Source organism: Bacillus sp. B15-48, assembly GCF_016879755.1.
In the GTDB taxonomy this organism is placed as follows: domain Bacteria; phylum Bacillota; class Bacilli; order Bacillales; family Cytobacillaceae; genus Mesobacillus_B.
Genome location: NZ_WOFU01000013.1, coordinates 43,027 through 57,684, shown reverse-complemented (window position 1 = coordinate 57,684; position 14,658 = coordinate 43,027). Strand labels below are relative to the sequence as shown.

10 protein-coding genes and 1 rRNA gene are annotated in these 14,658 nt (G+C 39.0%); 4 read left to right on the top strand and 7 right to left on the bottom strand.

Going from position 1 to position 14,658, the window contains the following annotated elements; genetic code table 11:
• Together GNT69_RS22975 and GNT69_RS22970 are read right to left on the bottom strand one after the other, a co-directional pair.
• Window positions 1–126: ribosomal RNA gene (locus tag GNT69_RS22975) — 16S ribosomal RNA — on the bottom strand; the annotation flags it as partial.
• Between the two features lie 291 nt (window positions 127–417).
• Complete coding sequence (locus GNT69_RS22970) at window positions 418–1,293, bottom strand: nucleotidyltransferase-like protein (protein ID WP_203557327.1); 876 nt, start codon at window positions 1,291–1,293, stop codon at window positions 418–420.
• 136 nt (window positions 1,294–1,429) lie between these two features.
• Between GNT69_RS22970 and GNT69_RS22965 the strand changes: the two genes are divergently transcribed.
• Complete coding sequence (locus GNT69_RS22965; protein ID WP_203557326.1) at window positions 1,430–1,798, top strand: YgzB family protein; 369 nt, start codon at window positions 1,430–1,432, stop codon at window positions 1,796–1,798.
• Window positions 1,799–1,904: 106 nt separating this feature from the next.
• Here the strand turns inward: GNT69_RS22965 and perR are convergent, their stop codons facing one another.
• From perR to GNT69_RS22950, 3 genes are all read right to left on the bottom strand, one after another.
• Entirely contained in the window at window positions 1,905–2,348 is a 444-nt protein-coding gene (gene perR / locus GNT69_RS22960) for a peroxide-responsive transcriptional repressor PerR (protein ID WP_239094425.1), read from the bottom strand.
• A 346-nt stretch (window positions 2,349–2,694) separates the two neighbouring features.
• Window positions 2,695–3,162: a thioredoxin-dependent thiol peroxidase gene (gene bcp / locus GNT69_RS22955; protein ID WP_203557325.1), complete on the bottom strand. Its 468-nt coding sequence runs from the start codon at window positions 3,160–3,162 to the stop codon at window positions 2,695–2,697.
• A 92-nt stretch (window positions 3,163–3,254) separates the two neighbouring features.
• The gene (locus GNT69_RS22950) at window positions 3,255–3,668 is read right to left on the bottom strand and encodes a potassium channel family protein (RefSeq protein WP_203557324.1); all 414 of its coding nucleotides are present in this window, start codon (window positions 3,666–3,668) and stop codon (window positions 3,255–3,257) included.
• A 193-nt stretch (window positions 3,669–3,861) separates the two neighbouring features.
• Here GNT69_RS22950 and GNT69_RS22945 point away from each other — a divergent pair, with 193 nt between their 5' ends.
• The 3 genes from GNT69_RS22945 to GNT69_RS22935 all read left to right on the top strand — a co-directional run bounded on the left by GNT69_RS22945 (window position 3,862) and on the right by GNT69_RS22935 (window position 11,266).
• Window positions 3,862–5,157 carry a glutamate-1-semialdehyde 2,1-aminomutase gene (locus tag GNT69_RS22945; RefSeq protein WP_203557323.1) on the top strand — a complete coding sequence of 432 codons (1,296 nt, stop codon included), beginning with the start codon at window positions 3,862–3,864 and terminating at the stop codon, window positions 5,155–5,157.
• A 353-nt stretch (window positions 5,158–5,510) separates the two neighbouring features.
• Complete coding sequence (locus GNT69_RS22940; RefSeq protein ID WP_203557322.1) at window positions 5,511–9,974, top strand: glutamate synthase-related protein; 4,464 nt, start codon at window positions 5,511–5,513, stop codon at window positions 9,972–9,974.
• Between the two features lie 209 nt (window positions 9,975–10,183).
• Window positions 10,184–11,266 (top strand): FUSC family protein, encoded by a 1,083-nt coding sequence (locus tag GNT69_RS22935; RefSeq protein ID WP_203557321.1) that lies wholly within the window; start codon window positions 10,184–10,186, stop codon window positions 11,264–11,266.
• An 851-nt stretch (window positions 11,267–12,117) separates the two neighbouring features.
• Here the strand turns inward: GNT69_RS22935 and GNT69_RS22930 are convergent.
• Both GNT69_RS22930 and ntdP read right to left on the bottom strand, forming a co-directional pair.
• On the bottom strand, window positions 12,118–13,866 hold the full coding sequence (locus GNT69_RS22930) for an ABC transporter ATP-binding protein (RefSeq protein WP_203557320.1): 1,749 nt from the start codon (window positions 13,864–13,866) through the stop codon (window positions 12,118–12,120).
• Between the two features lie 138 nt (window positions 13,867–14,004).
• Window positions 14,005–14,535, bottom strand: coding sequence for a nucleoside tri-diphosphate phosphatase (ntdP, locus tag GNT69_RS22925; protein ID WP_203557319.1), 531 nt, complete (start codon window positions 14,533–14,535; stop codon window positions 14,005–14,007).
• Between the last annotated feature and the right edge of the window lie 123 nt (window positions 14,536–14,658).

The window sequence follows — 14,658 nt, the reverse complement described above, 5'->3', positions numbered from 1 at the left end:
TGCCCACGTGTTACTCACCCGTCCGCCGCTAATCTTTAAAAGCAAGCTTTTAAAGATTCGCTCGACTTGCATGTATTAGGCACGCCGCCAGCGTTCGTCCTGAGCCAGGATCAAACTCTCCAATAAATTGTTGAGTGATTAAGCTCATAAAATAAAACGTTGGCTTGTGCTCTTCATTAATAGAAGAAACACAATTTGTTATTGTTTGTTGACGCTTGTTTGTTTAGTTTTCAAAGAACAATTTATTAACCCGCCGCTCAGAAGCGACTTTATTAATATAACATCTAGTGTTTTTGTTGTCAACACTTTATTTCAAAAAGTAAAACCGTCAGCTGCGGATTGTTTTCTTCACTTCTTGCAGCGACGGTTATTAATATAACAAGTATTTTCAAAAAGGTCAATAGCTTATTTTATTTTTTACGATAATATTTTCCCTTTCTTATAATACCGATGATAAATCCCTTTTCGTTTTGCCTTGAAAAGAACAGGCTCAACCATATTTTTATCAATTAAATATTCTAGAAAGATACTGAGGTCCACATTATAAATCCTTACTTCTGGATGCTGAATCATATCATTAAAAGTCCATATTTCTTTTTCTTCTAATACCGAAAGGAAGTGTGAAGCTCCGATATCCGTTCTTGAATGAATTAAAAACTCGGCTGCGAGAAATAAAAGTTCAAGCCTTTTTTTCAACGATTCTTCACTGCTCACAAGTTCCTCATACAATTTATATATTCCAGGGTCAATCTGTTTAACCTGAGGCCATACAGTCACTTCTGGATGAAAACCATTTTCGATAATCGCTAATCTAGCGAGATGGTGAAGAGAATGAATGACATGGTTGTATGCATCAAGATAATGAGCTTCATCAAAGAAGGCTCGCCCATCTGTGTATCTACGGATTAATTTTGAAAATTCAATCCCAATCTTAACTTTCCGGCCGTAAAACGGAAAATCTTTCAGTTCTTGTTTCAAATTAACTATATACTCATTTCGGTCAAAAATGATCTTTCCCTCATAGAGCCAATCAAAGATTTTTTTATTATTCCCCAGAAGCATCCATTCACGGATCTGCGCTCCTGTTACAATATGCATGGCGATTTTTTTATTATTAATTGTATAATGTTTAACGAAAACAGACTGCTCTGCATCTTTCACTATTACTAATAGGATGGAATCAAAAGTATCAGTTGTCGGAAATAACTTCGGTCCCTTTTCAATAATCATGATACCAATCGTGTTGAACTGACTCGCCCTATCTTGGTAAATCGGGCGAAGGATATCCTCCATAACCATTCCTCCAATTCAGTGTTAGAAATATATGTTCGACAATATTAAAATAAAATCCTCCCTTTGCTGTTATCATTTTAGTGTGAAAATATTTATTAAAATGATATGATATAAATGTTTCTAGGGAGGAGAAAAAATGGTCAAATATTCGAGCAAAATTAATAAAATACGTACATTCGCCCTCAGCTTAATCTTTGTTGGTTTTGCTGTTATGTATGGTGGGATTTTCTTTCGTAATTACCCAATTGTTATGACCATCTTTATGATTCTTGGTCTACTGTTCATTATCGCTAGTACCGTCGTCTACTTCTGGATTGGGATGTTGTCTACAAAGACAGTCCAGGTTGTTTGTCCAAGTTGCGGAAAGCATACAAAAGTACTCGGTCGTGTTGATTTATGTATGTATTGCAACGAACCTTTAACACTTGATCCAACTCTTGAAGGAAAAGAATTCAACGAGAAATACAATAAAAAACAGTCGGAAGAACATCAAGAAAAAGCATGATTCCTATCTTATATTAACGGAATAATCATTCAACCATTAACCGGGTTTTCCTTATAATTTTAAAAAAAGAAAAAAACACTGACAATTTCGATTGTCAGTGTTTAAACTAATGCGCCTCTTTACTCGAACAGTCAGGACACACACCATAAATTTCCAATCTATGGCTGTCAATTTTAAAGCCAGTCACATGTGATGCAAGTTGTTCTACTTCATCGAGTCCTGGATAGTGAAAGTCAACAATCTTCCCACAGCTTTGACAAATCACATGGTAATGATTTGTCGTTACGAAGTCGAACCTGCTTGACGCATCCCCGTATGTCAACTCTTTTACTAGCCCTACTTCACGAAATACCCTTAAGTTATTATAAACCGTGGCAACGCTCATATTCGGGAATTTCCCTTCAAAGGCTTTATAAATATCGTCGGCTGTCGGATGAGACATTGACTTAATTAAATATTCGAGTATCGCATGACGCTGAGGCGTAATACGAACACCCGTACCTTTCAAGGCATCTAGTGCTTCCTTTAATTGATCTTCTATCACCGCCATGCACCTCTCTTCTCTTTAGGAATTATTACTTTATAATGTTTATAATTAGTGTACTAGGTCCTAAGTCTGTTTGTCAATATAAGTTACTTGGTTATGTTACAGTAACTTTACAATATTATGACTCGATAATCATAAACTCCCTTGAATATCACTACCAATTAAATGACCCTTCTACAACTCACTATTTACTCTTAACTATCTTATGCTTGCAAATAGAAAATAAACAAAAAAAAGCGAGCCATAATGGCTCGTAAAATCATTTGAGGAGGTATGCCCTAATATAAGGTATTCACCTTCGTACAAAATGAATGGACAATTGCCTTTAAATAAAAAATTAGGCTTTATTTTACATATTTTCACGAATAAAATTTAACGCATCTTCAACATGACCCTTTACCTTTACTTTCCGATACTCCTTTGCTACCTTTCCTTGTTTATCAATAATAAAGGTCGAACGTTCAATCCCCATATACTCTTTACCAAAATTCTTTTTCAGTTTCCATACATCATACGCTTCCGCCACTTTATGATCCTCATCTGAAAGCAGCAAAAACGGCAGTCCATGTTTATCGATAAACTTTTCGTGTCTCGTAATTGGATCAGGACTCACCCCAAGAATAACGGCATTAAGGTCTTCGAAGCTTTGATGATGATCGCGAAAATCACAAGCTTCCGTTGTACAACCAGGAGTCATATCCTTCGGATAAAAATACAGCACCACATTTTTACCAGGGAAATCCGAAAGTTTCACCCGTTCGCCATTGCTAGCCTCCAACTCGAAGTCAGGTGCTGCTTCATTCAGTTTTACAACCATTCCATTTACCCCCTTAGACTTTATAACTTAAGCCTATCTAAATGCGAAAGTAAATTCAAATAGCTCGCATCGTATCACGAATCTTTTTTCCTTTAAACTTTCTTGTCAAAAACAGTCCTTGCAACAAATGCTGTTGGAATCGTATAGCCAACAAGTGCTTCAATCACAGCGATCCAACGGCCGATGCCAATGGGAGAAATATCGCCGTAACCTACCGAAAATAAAGTAATCGCACTAAAGTAAAGGGCTGTTTCAAGTTTAATCACGGTCTCAGTACCTGTAGTTGCGCTATATTCCTCCGCTTCATTTAAGATTGGCTGTATTTCAGAACCTACTAAAAAATAGATTAAACCAAATCCAATCATTACTGTTAAATAAATAATGGCTAAAACAAAGAAGTTTTCAATCGAGAGCTTCTTTCCTTTAATTTTGTCGGGGATAAATAACTCCCTCAGACTCAAAATGATACAAAGGATAATGATAATGATTGAAATATAAAAACCCATCGTTTATGCCCCATTTCCTTTGCTTCTCAATCAATTTATACGCTTCAAAACTTCTATGTATGCAGAGCAAGTCCTAGATTTAGCAAAAAAGTGAACAGTCAAGTCACGACCTAAAAGATCGTGAAATCAAGTGATTATCATTCACCCGAAATATGCTAGAATGATTTTGGCATGTAAGATAGGAGGATATTCAATGAAACGACCAAATTCGGAAAGATTACATAAGGAAGCTTTGGAACATATTGTTGGTGGCGTGAATAGTCCATCTCGCTCGTATAAAGCAGTCGGCGGCGGTGCACCCGTTGTCATGGAACGCGCTAAAGGGGCTTATTTTTGGGATGTTGATGGACATCAATACATCGATTACCTAGCTGCCTACGGTCCAATTATTACCGGCCACGCTCATCCACATATTACTGAAGCAATCAAAAAGGCCGCAGACACAGGGATATTATACGGGACACCTACTCCACATGAAGTGAAATTCTCAAAAATGTTAAAAGAAGCAATCCCTTCCTTAGAGAAAGTTCGCTTCGTTAACTCAGGAACAGAAGCAGTGATGACGACAATTCGCGTCGCCCGCGCTTATACAGGAAGGGATAAAATCATTAAATTTGCAGGCTGCTATCATGGCCATTCTGACCTTGTCCTTGTCGCTGCTGGTTCCGGCCCCTCTACACTCGGCACACCAGATTCGGCAGGTGTACCAAAGAGTATCGCTCAGGAAGTGATTACCGTCCCATTTAATGATATTGAACCATTTAAACTAGCGCTTGAAAAATGGGGCGATGAAATAGCCGCTGTCCTTGTTGAACCGATTGTTGGCAACTTCGGAATCGTCCAACCAAACCCTGGTTTCCTTGAACAAGTTAATGAATTGACCCACCAAGCTGGAGCACTTGTCATTTACGATGAGGTAATTACTGCGTTCCGCTTTATGTATGGCGGCGCTCAAGATTTGTTGGGCGTAAAACCCGATCTGACCGCATTAGGAAAGATTATCGGCGGCGGGTTGCCAATCGGTGCCTACGGCGGCCGGGTCGATATTATGGAAAAAGTCGCACCGCTCGGCCCAGCGTATCAAGCAGGAACAATGGCCGGAAACCCTGCTTCCATCCTTTCAGGAATCGCTTGCCTTGAGGTCTTAAAACAGGACGGAGTCTACGATTATCTTGATCAACTTGGCACCCACCTTGAAGAAGGGGTCCTCGCTGCGGCTGAAAAACATGGAATTACCGTTACAGTTAACCGCCTAAAAGGTGCACTAACTGTGTATTTCACAAACGAGAAAGTCGAAAACTACGAACAAGCAGAGAATTCTGATAGTGAAATGTTCGGACGATTTTTCAAACTCATGTTGAATCAAGGAATCAATTTAGCTCCATCTAAATATGAAGCATGGTTCCTGACGATTGCCCATACAATAGAAGATATTGAGGCGACACTGCACGCGGTTGATCATGCATTTTATTCACTAATGAATGAATAATTATACAAACTTCTATACAATAACAGGAGGGGAATTCCCCCTCCTGTTTTGCTGTTTTGTTCGACCAAAACGCTTACATATCAATAAAAGAATGGTTCAATCTAAAATAGATAACGTTTTTACTATCCATTTCTCTGTATATTTAATTGATAACTGAAAATTCACATGTTAAAATGAACTTACTTTTCTGAATTCTTACAATTGCTATCAACATTAAAACAATAGCAATTCTTTACAGTAATTTTAAAAGGAATTCAACTTATTTTCATGTCTTTTGTCAAGTATTCTGACACACATTTTTTCTCAGGAGGTGAACCGGCTAAAAAGGAAAAAACCCTTCAAAGCCGAACAATATGACAAAACAATGGAATCCAAGCCTATTCAAAGATTTTAACCAACAAGAGCATGATGCCTGCGGAATTATTGCAAGCATTGAAAAGAAGAAAGTTCCTACCCGCGAAAATATTTTTCACTGCATCAATGGTCTAACAACGATGAATCATCGAGCAGGTTTTATTAATGGCGAAGGAGATGGAGTTGGGATTCACATCGATATCCCACGCGCGCTTTGGAAAGAAAAACTACAAACTGCCGGCATCAACGCTGATGTCGTCAATCATGATTCCTTCATCGTCGGCCATACTTTTATCTCGCGTGATGGAGATCAAGCAAAAATCCTCGCTGAATTAAAAGCTAAAATACAACAAGCTGGGGTGAAACTGATTTTTGAAACCAATCAAGTCACCACCTCCTCTGCACTCGGACCAATTGCCATTCAAGAAAATCCCGTATTCTGGCAGTTCGCATGCCTAGCTAACGAAACTGGAAGCGAACTTTCCAAAAAACTATTTACCCTTACTGTCGATTTCGAAGAAAATGACCTTGTCCATGTTGCTTCGTTAAGCCAATATCATGCTGTATATAAAGTCATGGGAGCCGGAGATATTCTCCCTAAGTATTATCATGATCTAAATAATCCGCTGATTGCTTCGACGATGACACTTGGACACAATCGGTTTTCGACGAATACCCTCTCAAGCTTTTTCAGAGTTCAACCATTCAGTATCTTAGGTCATAACGGCGAGATTAATACAATTGCGAAACTACGTGATGAAGCAAAGCTTGTAAATGTTCCACTTGTAAGAAATGGAAGTGATTCCCAAGACTTAAGTCGAACATTGGAAACCTTCATCTGCCGTGAAGGCTACTCTCTATTTGAAGCACTCGATACCATGTTCCCACCGATTATTAATGAAATCAAAGCTTATCCTCAACATCTTCAAGATCTATACACTTATCTACGTGAAGCCTGGGGCCATTTCGCGCAAGGACCTGCAGGAATAATCTCCCGTTTCGGCGAAGAAGCAGTTTTTAGCGTTGATGCACTTGGGTTACGACCTTTATGGATGATTGATATTGAAGATTCTTACTTATTTGCCTCTGAACCAGGCATTGTTCCAGCGTCTAACTATACTGGAGAACCGAAACCATTGGCTCCCGGGGAAAAAATCGGTTTAAAATGGAATGGAGACCAAATTGAACTCTACGAACAGCAGGCATTCCAGGAGGAGGTATACAAGCGGTTTTCAAAACGCTTAGACGTTAACCACTCGCACAACCGTTTAAATTTACCGAATTTTCAAAAAGTAGTAACGGTACGCTACCCTGACAACATTCATAACGGTCAATACAAAGCATTTGGCTGGGAACGCGAGCATGTCCAACTTATCGAACAAATGGCCGAAAAAGGCGTTGAACCGATTCGCTCTCTTGGTCATGACTCTCCACTTGCGGCCCTAAATCCAATGAGAAGAAACATCCCTGATTTTATTAAAGAAAGCGTAGCTGTAGTCACAAATCCTGCAATTGACCGCGATCGTGAAACTGAGCATTTCTCGACGAGAACGATTATCGGCAAACGACCACAATTATTTACAAAAGATTCAGGCGGAAAAGTCTTGGAATTACAAACTCCATTATTAATTGAAGGAAAAATAGGGTTTGAATGTTCGCAAACACTTGATCAACCAAGCATGGATCAAATCATTCACTATTTTCAAGAACTGAAGCTTGTTGCTTATATTGAAACAGTTTTTGAAGAACAAGAAACCATTCAAGAGGCGTTAACGCGGATCTCGACGGAAACAATCGATGCAGTTAACAATGGAAAAGTACTGATTGTGTTAGATGATGCCAAAGCACATCAAGATAGGTTATGGCTTGATTCGCATCTTGTCACTTCAGTGGTTGATCATGCATTAGCAGATGCTGGATTAAGACGGAACTGTTCATTGCTGCTTCGCTCAGCAGCAATCCGTTCATTACATGATCTCATCACGGCTCTTGGATTTGGCGCTGATCTCGTTAGCCCGTATTATATGTTTACGACTGTCATGAACGAGACCATTCAACCGGTACTCAATCTTTATCAAGCATTAACTAAAGGACTTGAAAAGGTCATTTCTACGATTGGAATTCATGAACTGCGTGGCTATGGACGACTATTTTCTGCAATTGGACTTAATGAGGAAATCTCCAAGCATTTAAAGATTGCCAACTTCTTTGGCAGCAGTGAACTACAATACAATTATACTCATATGAAGGAAGACGCACTAAAGCGTGCAGCAGATTATCAAAATGAACAGGCACGACTTGACCGTTCTTTTAGCCTCTTCCCAAGGGTTTGGAAATCAATTGGCGAAGTTGCGGTTACAGGTGACTATAGTCGTTATCGCGAAAAGATTTCGGAACAAGAAGAAAAAAATCCGACAACCATTCGCCATTTAACAAAATTAAAACAAACTGAATCAGAAATCTCCCCAAAAGATGTCAACCTTAGGGTTGGTGAACACAGCTTGCCATTTATCATCTCATCAATGTCTTTTGGATCACAAAATGAAATTGCGTTCCGCGCCTATGCGGAAGGAGCCGATCGTTTGAATATGATCTCGTTAAACGGTGAAGGCGGCGAAATCAAAGATATGCTTGGGAAGTACCCACGAACACGTGGTCAACAAGTCGCGTCAGGGCGTTTCGGCGTCAATGCTGAGCTTTTAAATTCTTCCAATCTTTTAGAAATTAAAATTGGTCAAGGAGCAAAGCCTGGAGAAGGCGGACACTTGCCAGGTTCAAAAGTAACCGCTAAAATCGCTGAAACAAGAAACGCAACAATCGGTTCGGACCTTATTTCTCCTTCCAATAACCATGATATTTACTCGATTGAGGACTTGGCACAAATGATCCAAGAGTTAAAAACAGGCAATGACATGGCGAAAGTTTCCGTGAAAGTTCCTGTAGTACCAAACATCGGAACAATCGCGGTTGGAATCGCAAAGGCCGGGGCAGACATTATAACACTTAGCGGATTTGACGGCGGAACAGGCGCCGCAAGGATTCATGCACTTCAGCATGTTGGTCTTCCTGTTGAAATCGGAGTAAAAGCCGCTCATAACGCACTTTTAGAAGCAGGGCTTCGCGATTCAGTTGAACTTTGGGCTGACGGCGGGATTAGAAGTGCACAAGATGCTTTTAAAATTATGCTTTTAGGAGCGAATCGTATCGGTTTTGGCACCTTATCGATGCTAGCGATTGGTTGTACAACATGCCGTGGCTGTCATCTTGATACATGTCATGTCGGAATCGCTACACAAATTGAGTCCGAAGCACAAGCAAAAGCCCACGGGCTGCGCCGCTTCGTCCCTAGACAGTTTGATTCAGCTGTACAAGGAATAATGAATTTATTTACTGCTTTCGGAAACGAATTAAAAGCGCTTGCCGCCTCTGTTGGTGTGAAAGATCTTCAAGAGGCCGTTGGCCGTTCAGAACTTCTCGAACAAGTAAAAGGGAAGAACCTGCTTGATTTGTCTTATTTACTAAAACAGCTAGAGATTAGTCAGTTTTATTATCAGGAAGCTGCTGCTTCTCTTGAAGCACAGCCTCGTCAAATCGCCGCAGGTGCGGAGTATTTGGATGCGATTGATGAAGAATTACTTCGATCCCGTGAGTTTCAAATGGTGAATTCGAGCCAAAGGGTACTTGCAAGCCGGGTTAGTTGTCATCGTGTTCGCGGTCGTCTCGATGGTTCCTACAAAAAACTAAATCCTGTTTCATTAAAATACAAAGATTCGATTCTTGGAAATGGCCTTGGTGCATATAACACCGAAGGGATTGCGATTGAAGTCAACGGTGGCGGCCAAGATGGCGTAGGGAAGACATCATTTGGCGGGAATATTTTTATCCTTAAATCTAAAGGCAAAACTGGACAGTTCTTTAATGGCTCTGTCGGGAAAGGATTTGGCTATGGCGCTCAAAAAGGGTTGCTAGTAGCACAAGGAAATGCAGATGCTCGTGCGGGCATCCGACTTTCAGGTGCAGATATGATCTTCGGTGGCCAACTCCAAAGCCCGATTCCAGAAAAGGAATTTGGCAATATTGGTGCAAATGCCAACATTAAAGGCTTTGCCTTTGAATATATGACGAATGGTCGTGGCCTTGTACTTGGAGATCCCGGTCCTTGGATTTGCGCTGGGATGACAGGCGGAGTTATCTACCTACGTCATCAGCCTGAAATGGGTTTAACAAAAGAGGCAATAAAACGCCGAATCGCAAAAGGAGCGAAAGTGACGATTGATACGCTTACGGAAAATGGAAAATGTGATGTTCAAGAGCTGCTTAGCCGCTATATAGAATTATTAAAACAAAATGGTCAAAATTCTGAAGCATCAGAGCTTACTACACTACTCGTAAACCCTGAACAACATTTCCTCCAAATCGTCCCAGTAAAAGAGCAAGCCGATCCGTCAGTATCAACTGAATAAATAATGTTAAGAAGAACCGAGCCATTCTCGGTTCTTTTTTATTGGAAAACGAATAATTCTGCTTTCACTAAATTGACAAATCTTTTCCTTGAACTTATTGTAAAATGACTGTATAGTACATGTGTTTAGCTGTCTAATGTATAAGATTACGCGTACTATTTATAATACCAAAAGGCATTTTATGATAAGCAGAAAGGAACCAACCATCCATGAAATTCGGTGCCCGCATTTTAAAAACGGGAATTGCCATTATTTTATCTTTATTTCTTGCCCAGCTATTAGAGCTACCATCTCCTGTATTTGCTGGAATCGCAGCCATTTTTGCTGTACAGCCAACGATTTACCGTTCCTATCTCACGGTCATTGAACAAATTCAAGGGAACATCATCGGGGCCATCATCGCTGTCTTATTTGTCTTAACACTAGGAAATAATTTTTTCATTATCGGTCTCGCTGCTATTTTGGTGATTGCAATCAACCTTAAGTTAAAACTTGAAAACACCATTTCTTTATCGCTAGTAATGTTGATTGCTATTATGGTTACACCTGGAGACGATTTCTTCGAATTCGCTCTCTTACGCTTTACCACAATCATTATCGGGGTTATTGCAGCCTTCATCGTTAACCTTGTTTTTTTTCCGCCAAAATACGAGAAAAAGCTTTATCAAAAAAACGCATTTTTAAATGAAGAAATATCGAAATGGATCCGGATTAGTACAAGACATGCCTCAGAACACCAACTATTAAAAGAAGACATCGAAAAGCTTGGCGAAGGGATGATCAAGCTTGAAAATCTTTTTATTATGTATGAAGAAGAACGGAATTATTTTAAAAAGCATAGCTTGGCAAAATCACGAAAGCTAGTCGTTTACCGACAAATGATTACAACGAATAAAGCCGCTCTCGATACTTTAAAAAGATTACACCGCTATGAAAACGAAACACATCAAATGCCTGAAGGCTTTCAAGAAGCCATTCAAGAGCATCTCGATTGTATAATTAACCTTCATGAACAAGTCATGTTAAAATATATCGGGAAGATAAACCCCGAAGTTACTATAATTGAAGGACATGATTGCTTTAATAAAAAAGAACTGCTCGAATTATTTCTCGTTCACCAAAATAGGATAACTCATGCAGATGATCAAATACAGTATCATATGATACAGCTCGTCGCAGTTATTATGGAGTACGGAGAACAATTAGAGCATTTGGACAGATTGATTTCTAGTTTTCAGTCCTACCATAAAGATGATAAACACATATACGTCGACTCTACGATTGAAGATTAAAAAAACCGGGCAAAAACCGCCCGGTCCTTTTATCCAATGTATATATTATAGTTAAATTAACGTTTCTTTGGGTTACAAGGGAATTATCACCAAAAAAACCGCAAAATGTTCACAGAAGGACATGAATGACATTTTCAAAAAATAAACGTACCACCTACATCGTTCTCTATAATTAATTAACAACTCGTTTGATTATGAAATGAAGGGCTTTTTATTCCCAGTACTCGAATTAAAAAGGTGGATAGTTCATACAATAGGTTATGTTTTTTTGCTAGTACTCGGATTAACCGTGATTATTGGGCTGGTTTTATGCTAGTACTGGGATTAAAGCGATTTTTGGTCGTTTTTTATTACTAGTACAGGGATTATAGCGGCCTTCTGACCTCATTTTATTGCTAGTACTTGGATTAACCCTTCATTTTACAGCGTTTTATTCCGAGTACTAGCAATATATTAAAGAAATTTGGTGTTTTTAATACGAGTACTTGGATTAAAAAACGCGTTACCAGCATTATCGGTTAAAAAGCCTACAAATCTCTTCGATCAAATGTTCATAAATGACCTCTTTTTGAAAAATCTGTAAAAATTATCCACCAAAAGCTTAAACCCTTTTTTAAGGTCACCACAATCGCGATTTCTCAAACTCCTTGATTACAATGGGACGGATTTTAGCACCGTGTTTTCTTTTAAAAGCTTCCCAATGTTGGTGTTTATCGAAAAAAATTACCAAAAAAATGTTAGTCCCCCATGAAACAAAAATACCACAGCACGAATGACTGTGGTAGATCCAAAATTATATACTTTCTTATCTTTTAAAAAACAGCAGTTCAGAAAACTGCTGTTTTTCCTATCTAATTCTCAAATTGCTGCACCTGAAATAATCGATGATAACCTCCTTCAAGTGCCATCAACTCCTCATGTGTCCCTACCTCAACAATCTTTCCATGCTCAATTAAAACAATACGATTCGCATGGGTAATCGTCGATAACCGGTGGGCAACGATGAAAGTCGTTCGATCTTTAGCTAATTTCTCTAATGCTTCTTGAATTAAGTGCTCACTTTCGAGATCAAGCGCAGATGTGGCTTCATCAAGGATTAGAATTGGTGGGTTTTTCAAAAATACCCGGGCAATCGCGACCCGCTGTCTTTGTCCACCTGAGAGCTTTACTCCCCTTTCCCCAACCTTCGTATCATACCCTTCCGGTAGCGACAAGATAAACTCATGTGCATTTGCCGCCTTGGCAGCTTCAATCACTTCCTCATCGCTCGCTTCAGGCTTCCCTAGGAGAATATTTGCTTTCACTGATTCACTAAATAAAATATTATCCTGTAGGACCATTCCTATTTTATCACGCAATGAATGAATTTTATAATTACGAATATCTTTTTCGTCAAGGAGAATCCTCCCATCGGTAACATCATAAAAACGTGGGATTAAGCTAACAAAGGATGATTTACCACCACCGCTCATCCCTACAAGTGCAATGGTTTCCCCTTGCCTTGCTTCAAAGCTAATATTTTTTAGAACATCATCGCCATCTTCGTCATATGCAAAGCTAACATTTTCAAATTTGATATTCCCTTTTACATTCTTTAGCTCTACTGCATCCGGTTGATTTTTAATATCATATTTCTCATCGATTAATTCAAACACACGATCCATTGAGGCAATCGACTGTGTGAGCGTCGTCGATGAATTCACTAATCTTCGAAGTGGGTTATATAATTTATCAATGTAACTGATAAAGGCAATCATCGTCCCAATCGTAATCTCTCCTTGAACCGCTTGGTATCCAGCATAGCCAATGACGATCAAAGGAGCTACATCTGTTATCGTATTGACAACCGCAAACGCTTTTGCATTCCATCTAGTATGATCAACTGCCTTTTGTAAAAAATTACGATTTTGTTTATCAAATTGCTTTTGTTCATAATCTTCTAGAGCAAAGCTTTTTACTAGTGAAATCCCCGCGACGCGTTCATGTAAATAACTTTGGACACCAGCAAGAGCCTGTGAACGAACCCTTGTCAGCCTTCGCAAGTTCCCGAAGAAGTAACGTACCGAAAACGCATACAACGGAAACAAAATGAGCGACACGAACGTTAAAGGCACATCCATTGTAAACATAATTGCCACTGCAATAATAATGGTCGCGACATCAAGCCATAGATTCATTAATCCCGTCACAACAAAATTTTTCGTTTGTTCTACATCATTAATTACTCGTGAAATGACCTCGCCTGCCCTTGTATTCGAATAATATTTAAAACTTAATTTTTGCAGATGAGTAAATAATTTGTCCCTAATGTCATATAAAATTTTATTGGCCGTCCATTGTGCAAAGTATTGACGATAATATTCAATCGGCGGTCGGACAATAACAAATATAACAATCATGATTCCCATCACCGTTAATAGCTGCGACGTTTTATCAGCACTCGTTAAGGCATCATTTTGAACAACGTCATCAATCACATATTTAATCAGCAATGGAATCAACAGGGGAATTGCAAATTTCAGTATCCCAATTAAAATGGTACCTAATATTTGCCAGCGATACGGTTTTACGAATTTAAGATACCTGTTTACACTTCCCAAAAAAATCTTCCCCCTAAGTAAACAAAAAGAAACCTTTTATATTAAAATAACATATAAAAACCTGTTGAAACCATTCAACAGGTTTTTTACCATTCACTCCATGAATAAGTTTTCAAGCAATTTCTTCGAACAATCTGATCAACGGCGATAAGTTAAGTAACGCTCATACCAAATATCAATAAAATCTGGAGAGAACGGTCCCTTTCTTTGCCTTATCCACCGCATAAGTTTTTCAACATTAAATTTTAAAATTTTATCGATTACTTCAGGGTATTGCATTTCTTGCCGATGCCGCTCATACTCATCCTCATCTAGCAAATTAAACGTCATATCAGGAAAAACTTTAATATCGAGATCATAATCTATATATTTTAAAGCTTCTTCATCAAAGATAAAAGGCGAACTAAGATTGCAATAGTAATACACCCCATCCTCGCGGAGCATCCCGATTACATTAAACCAATGCTGAGAATGAAAATAACAAATCGCAGGCTCTCTTGTAATCCATGTGCGGCCATCTGATTCCGTCACGATGGTCCGATCATTGGCACCGATGACAAGGTTCTGCGTTCCCTTTAGAATGGTCGTCTCATCCCATACTCTATGGATGTGCCCATTATGTTTATAGCTATGTATTTGGACAGATTCACCTTCAGTGGGTACGCCCATAAATTTCTCCCTACTTTCCTTTCTCGGAGCTTTGTAACCTAACAATTAACTGGAATAGATAAATGCAAAAACGAACTTAAGGTAACAAAACGAATCCTTTTTCTACTATTATAACGGTTCGAA

Bases quoted from the DNA above. Each gene is read 5' to 3' on its own strand.
- GNT69_RS22970 (WP_203557327.1), bottom strand. From the start codon at position 1,293: ATGGAGGATATCCTTCGCCCGATTTACCAAGATAGGGCGAGTCAGTTC.
- GNT69_RS22965 (WP_203557326.1), top strand. From the start codon at position 1,430: ATGGTCAAATATTCGAGCAAAATTAATAAAATACGTACATTCGCCCTC.
- perR (WP_239094425.1), bottom strand. From the start codon at position 2,348: ATGGCGGTGATAGAAGATCAATTAAAGGAAGCACTAGATGCCTTGAAA.
- bcp (WP_203557325.1), bottom strand. From the start codon at position 3,162: ATGGTTGTAAAACTGAATGAAGCAGCACCTGACTTCGAGTTGGAGGCT.
- GNT69_RS22950 (WP_203557324.1), bottom strand. From the start codon at position 3,668: ATGGGTTTTTATATTTCAATCATTATCATTATCCTTTGTATCATTTTG.
- GNT69_RS22945 (WP_203557323.1), top strand. From the start codon at position 3,862: ATGAAACGACCAAATTCGGAAAGATTACATAAGGAAGCTTTGGAACAT.
- GNT69_RS22940 (WP_203557322.1), top strand. From the start codon at position 5,511: ATGACAAAACAATGGAATCCAAGCCTATTCAAAGATTTTAACCAACAA.
- GNT69_RS22935 (WP_203557321.1), top strand. From the start codon at position 10,184: ATGAAATTCGGTGCCCGCATTTTAAAAACGGGAATTGCCATTATTTTA.
- ntdP (WP_203557319.1), bottom strand. From the start codon at position 14,535: ATGGGCGTACCCACTGAAGGTGAATCTGTCCAAATACATAGCTATAAA.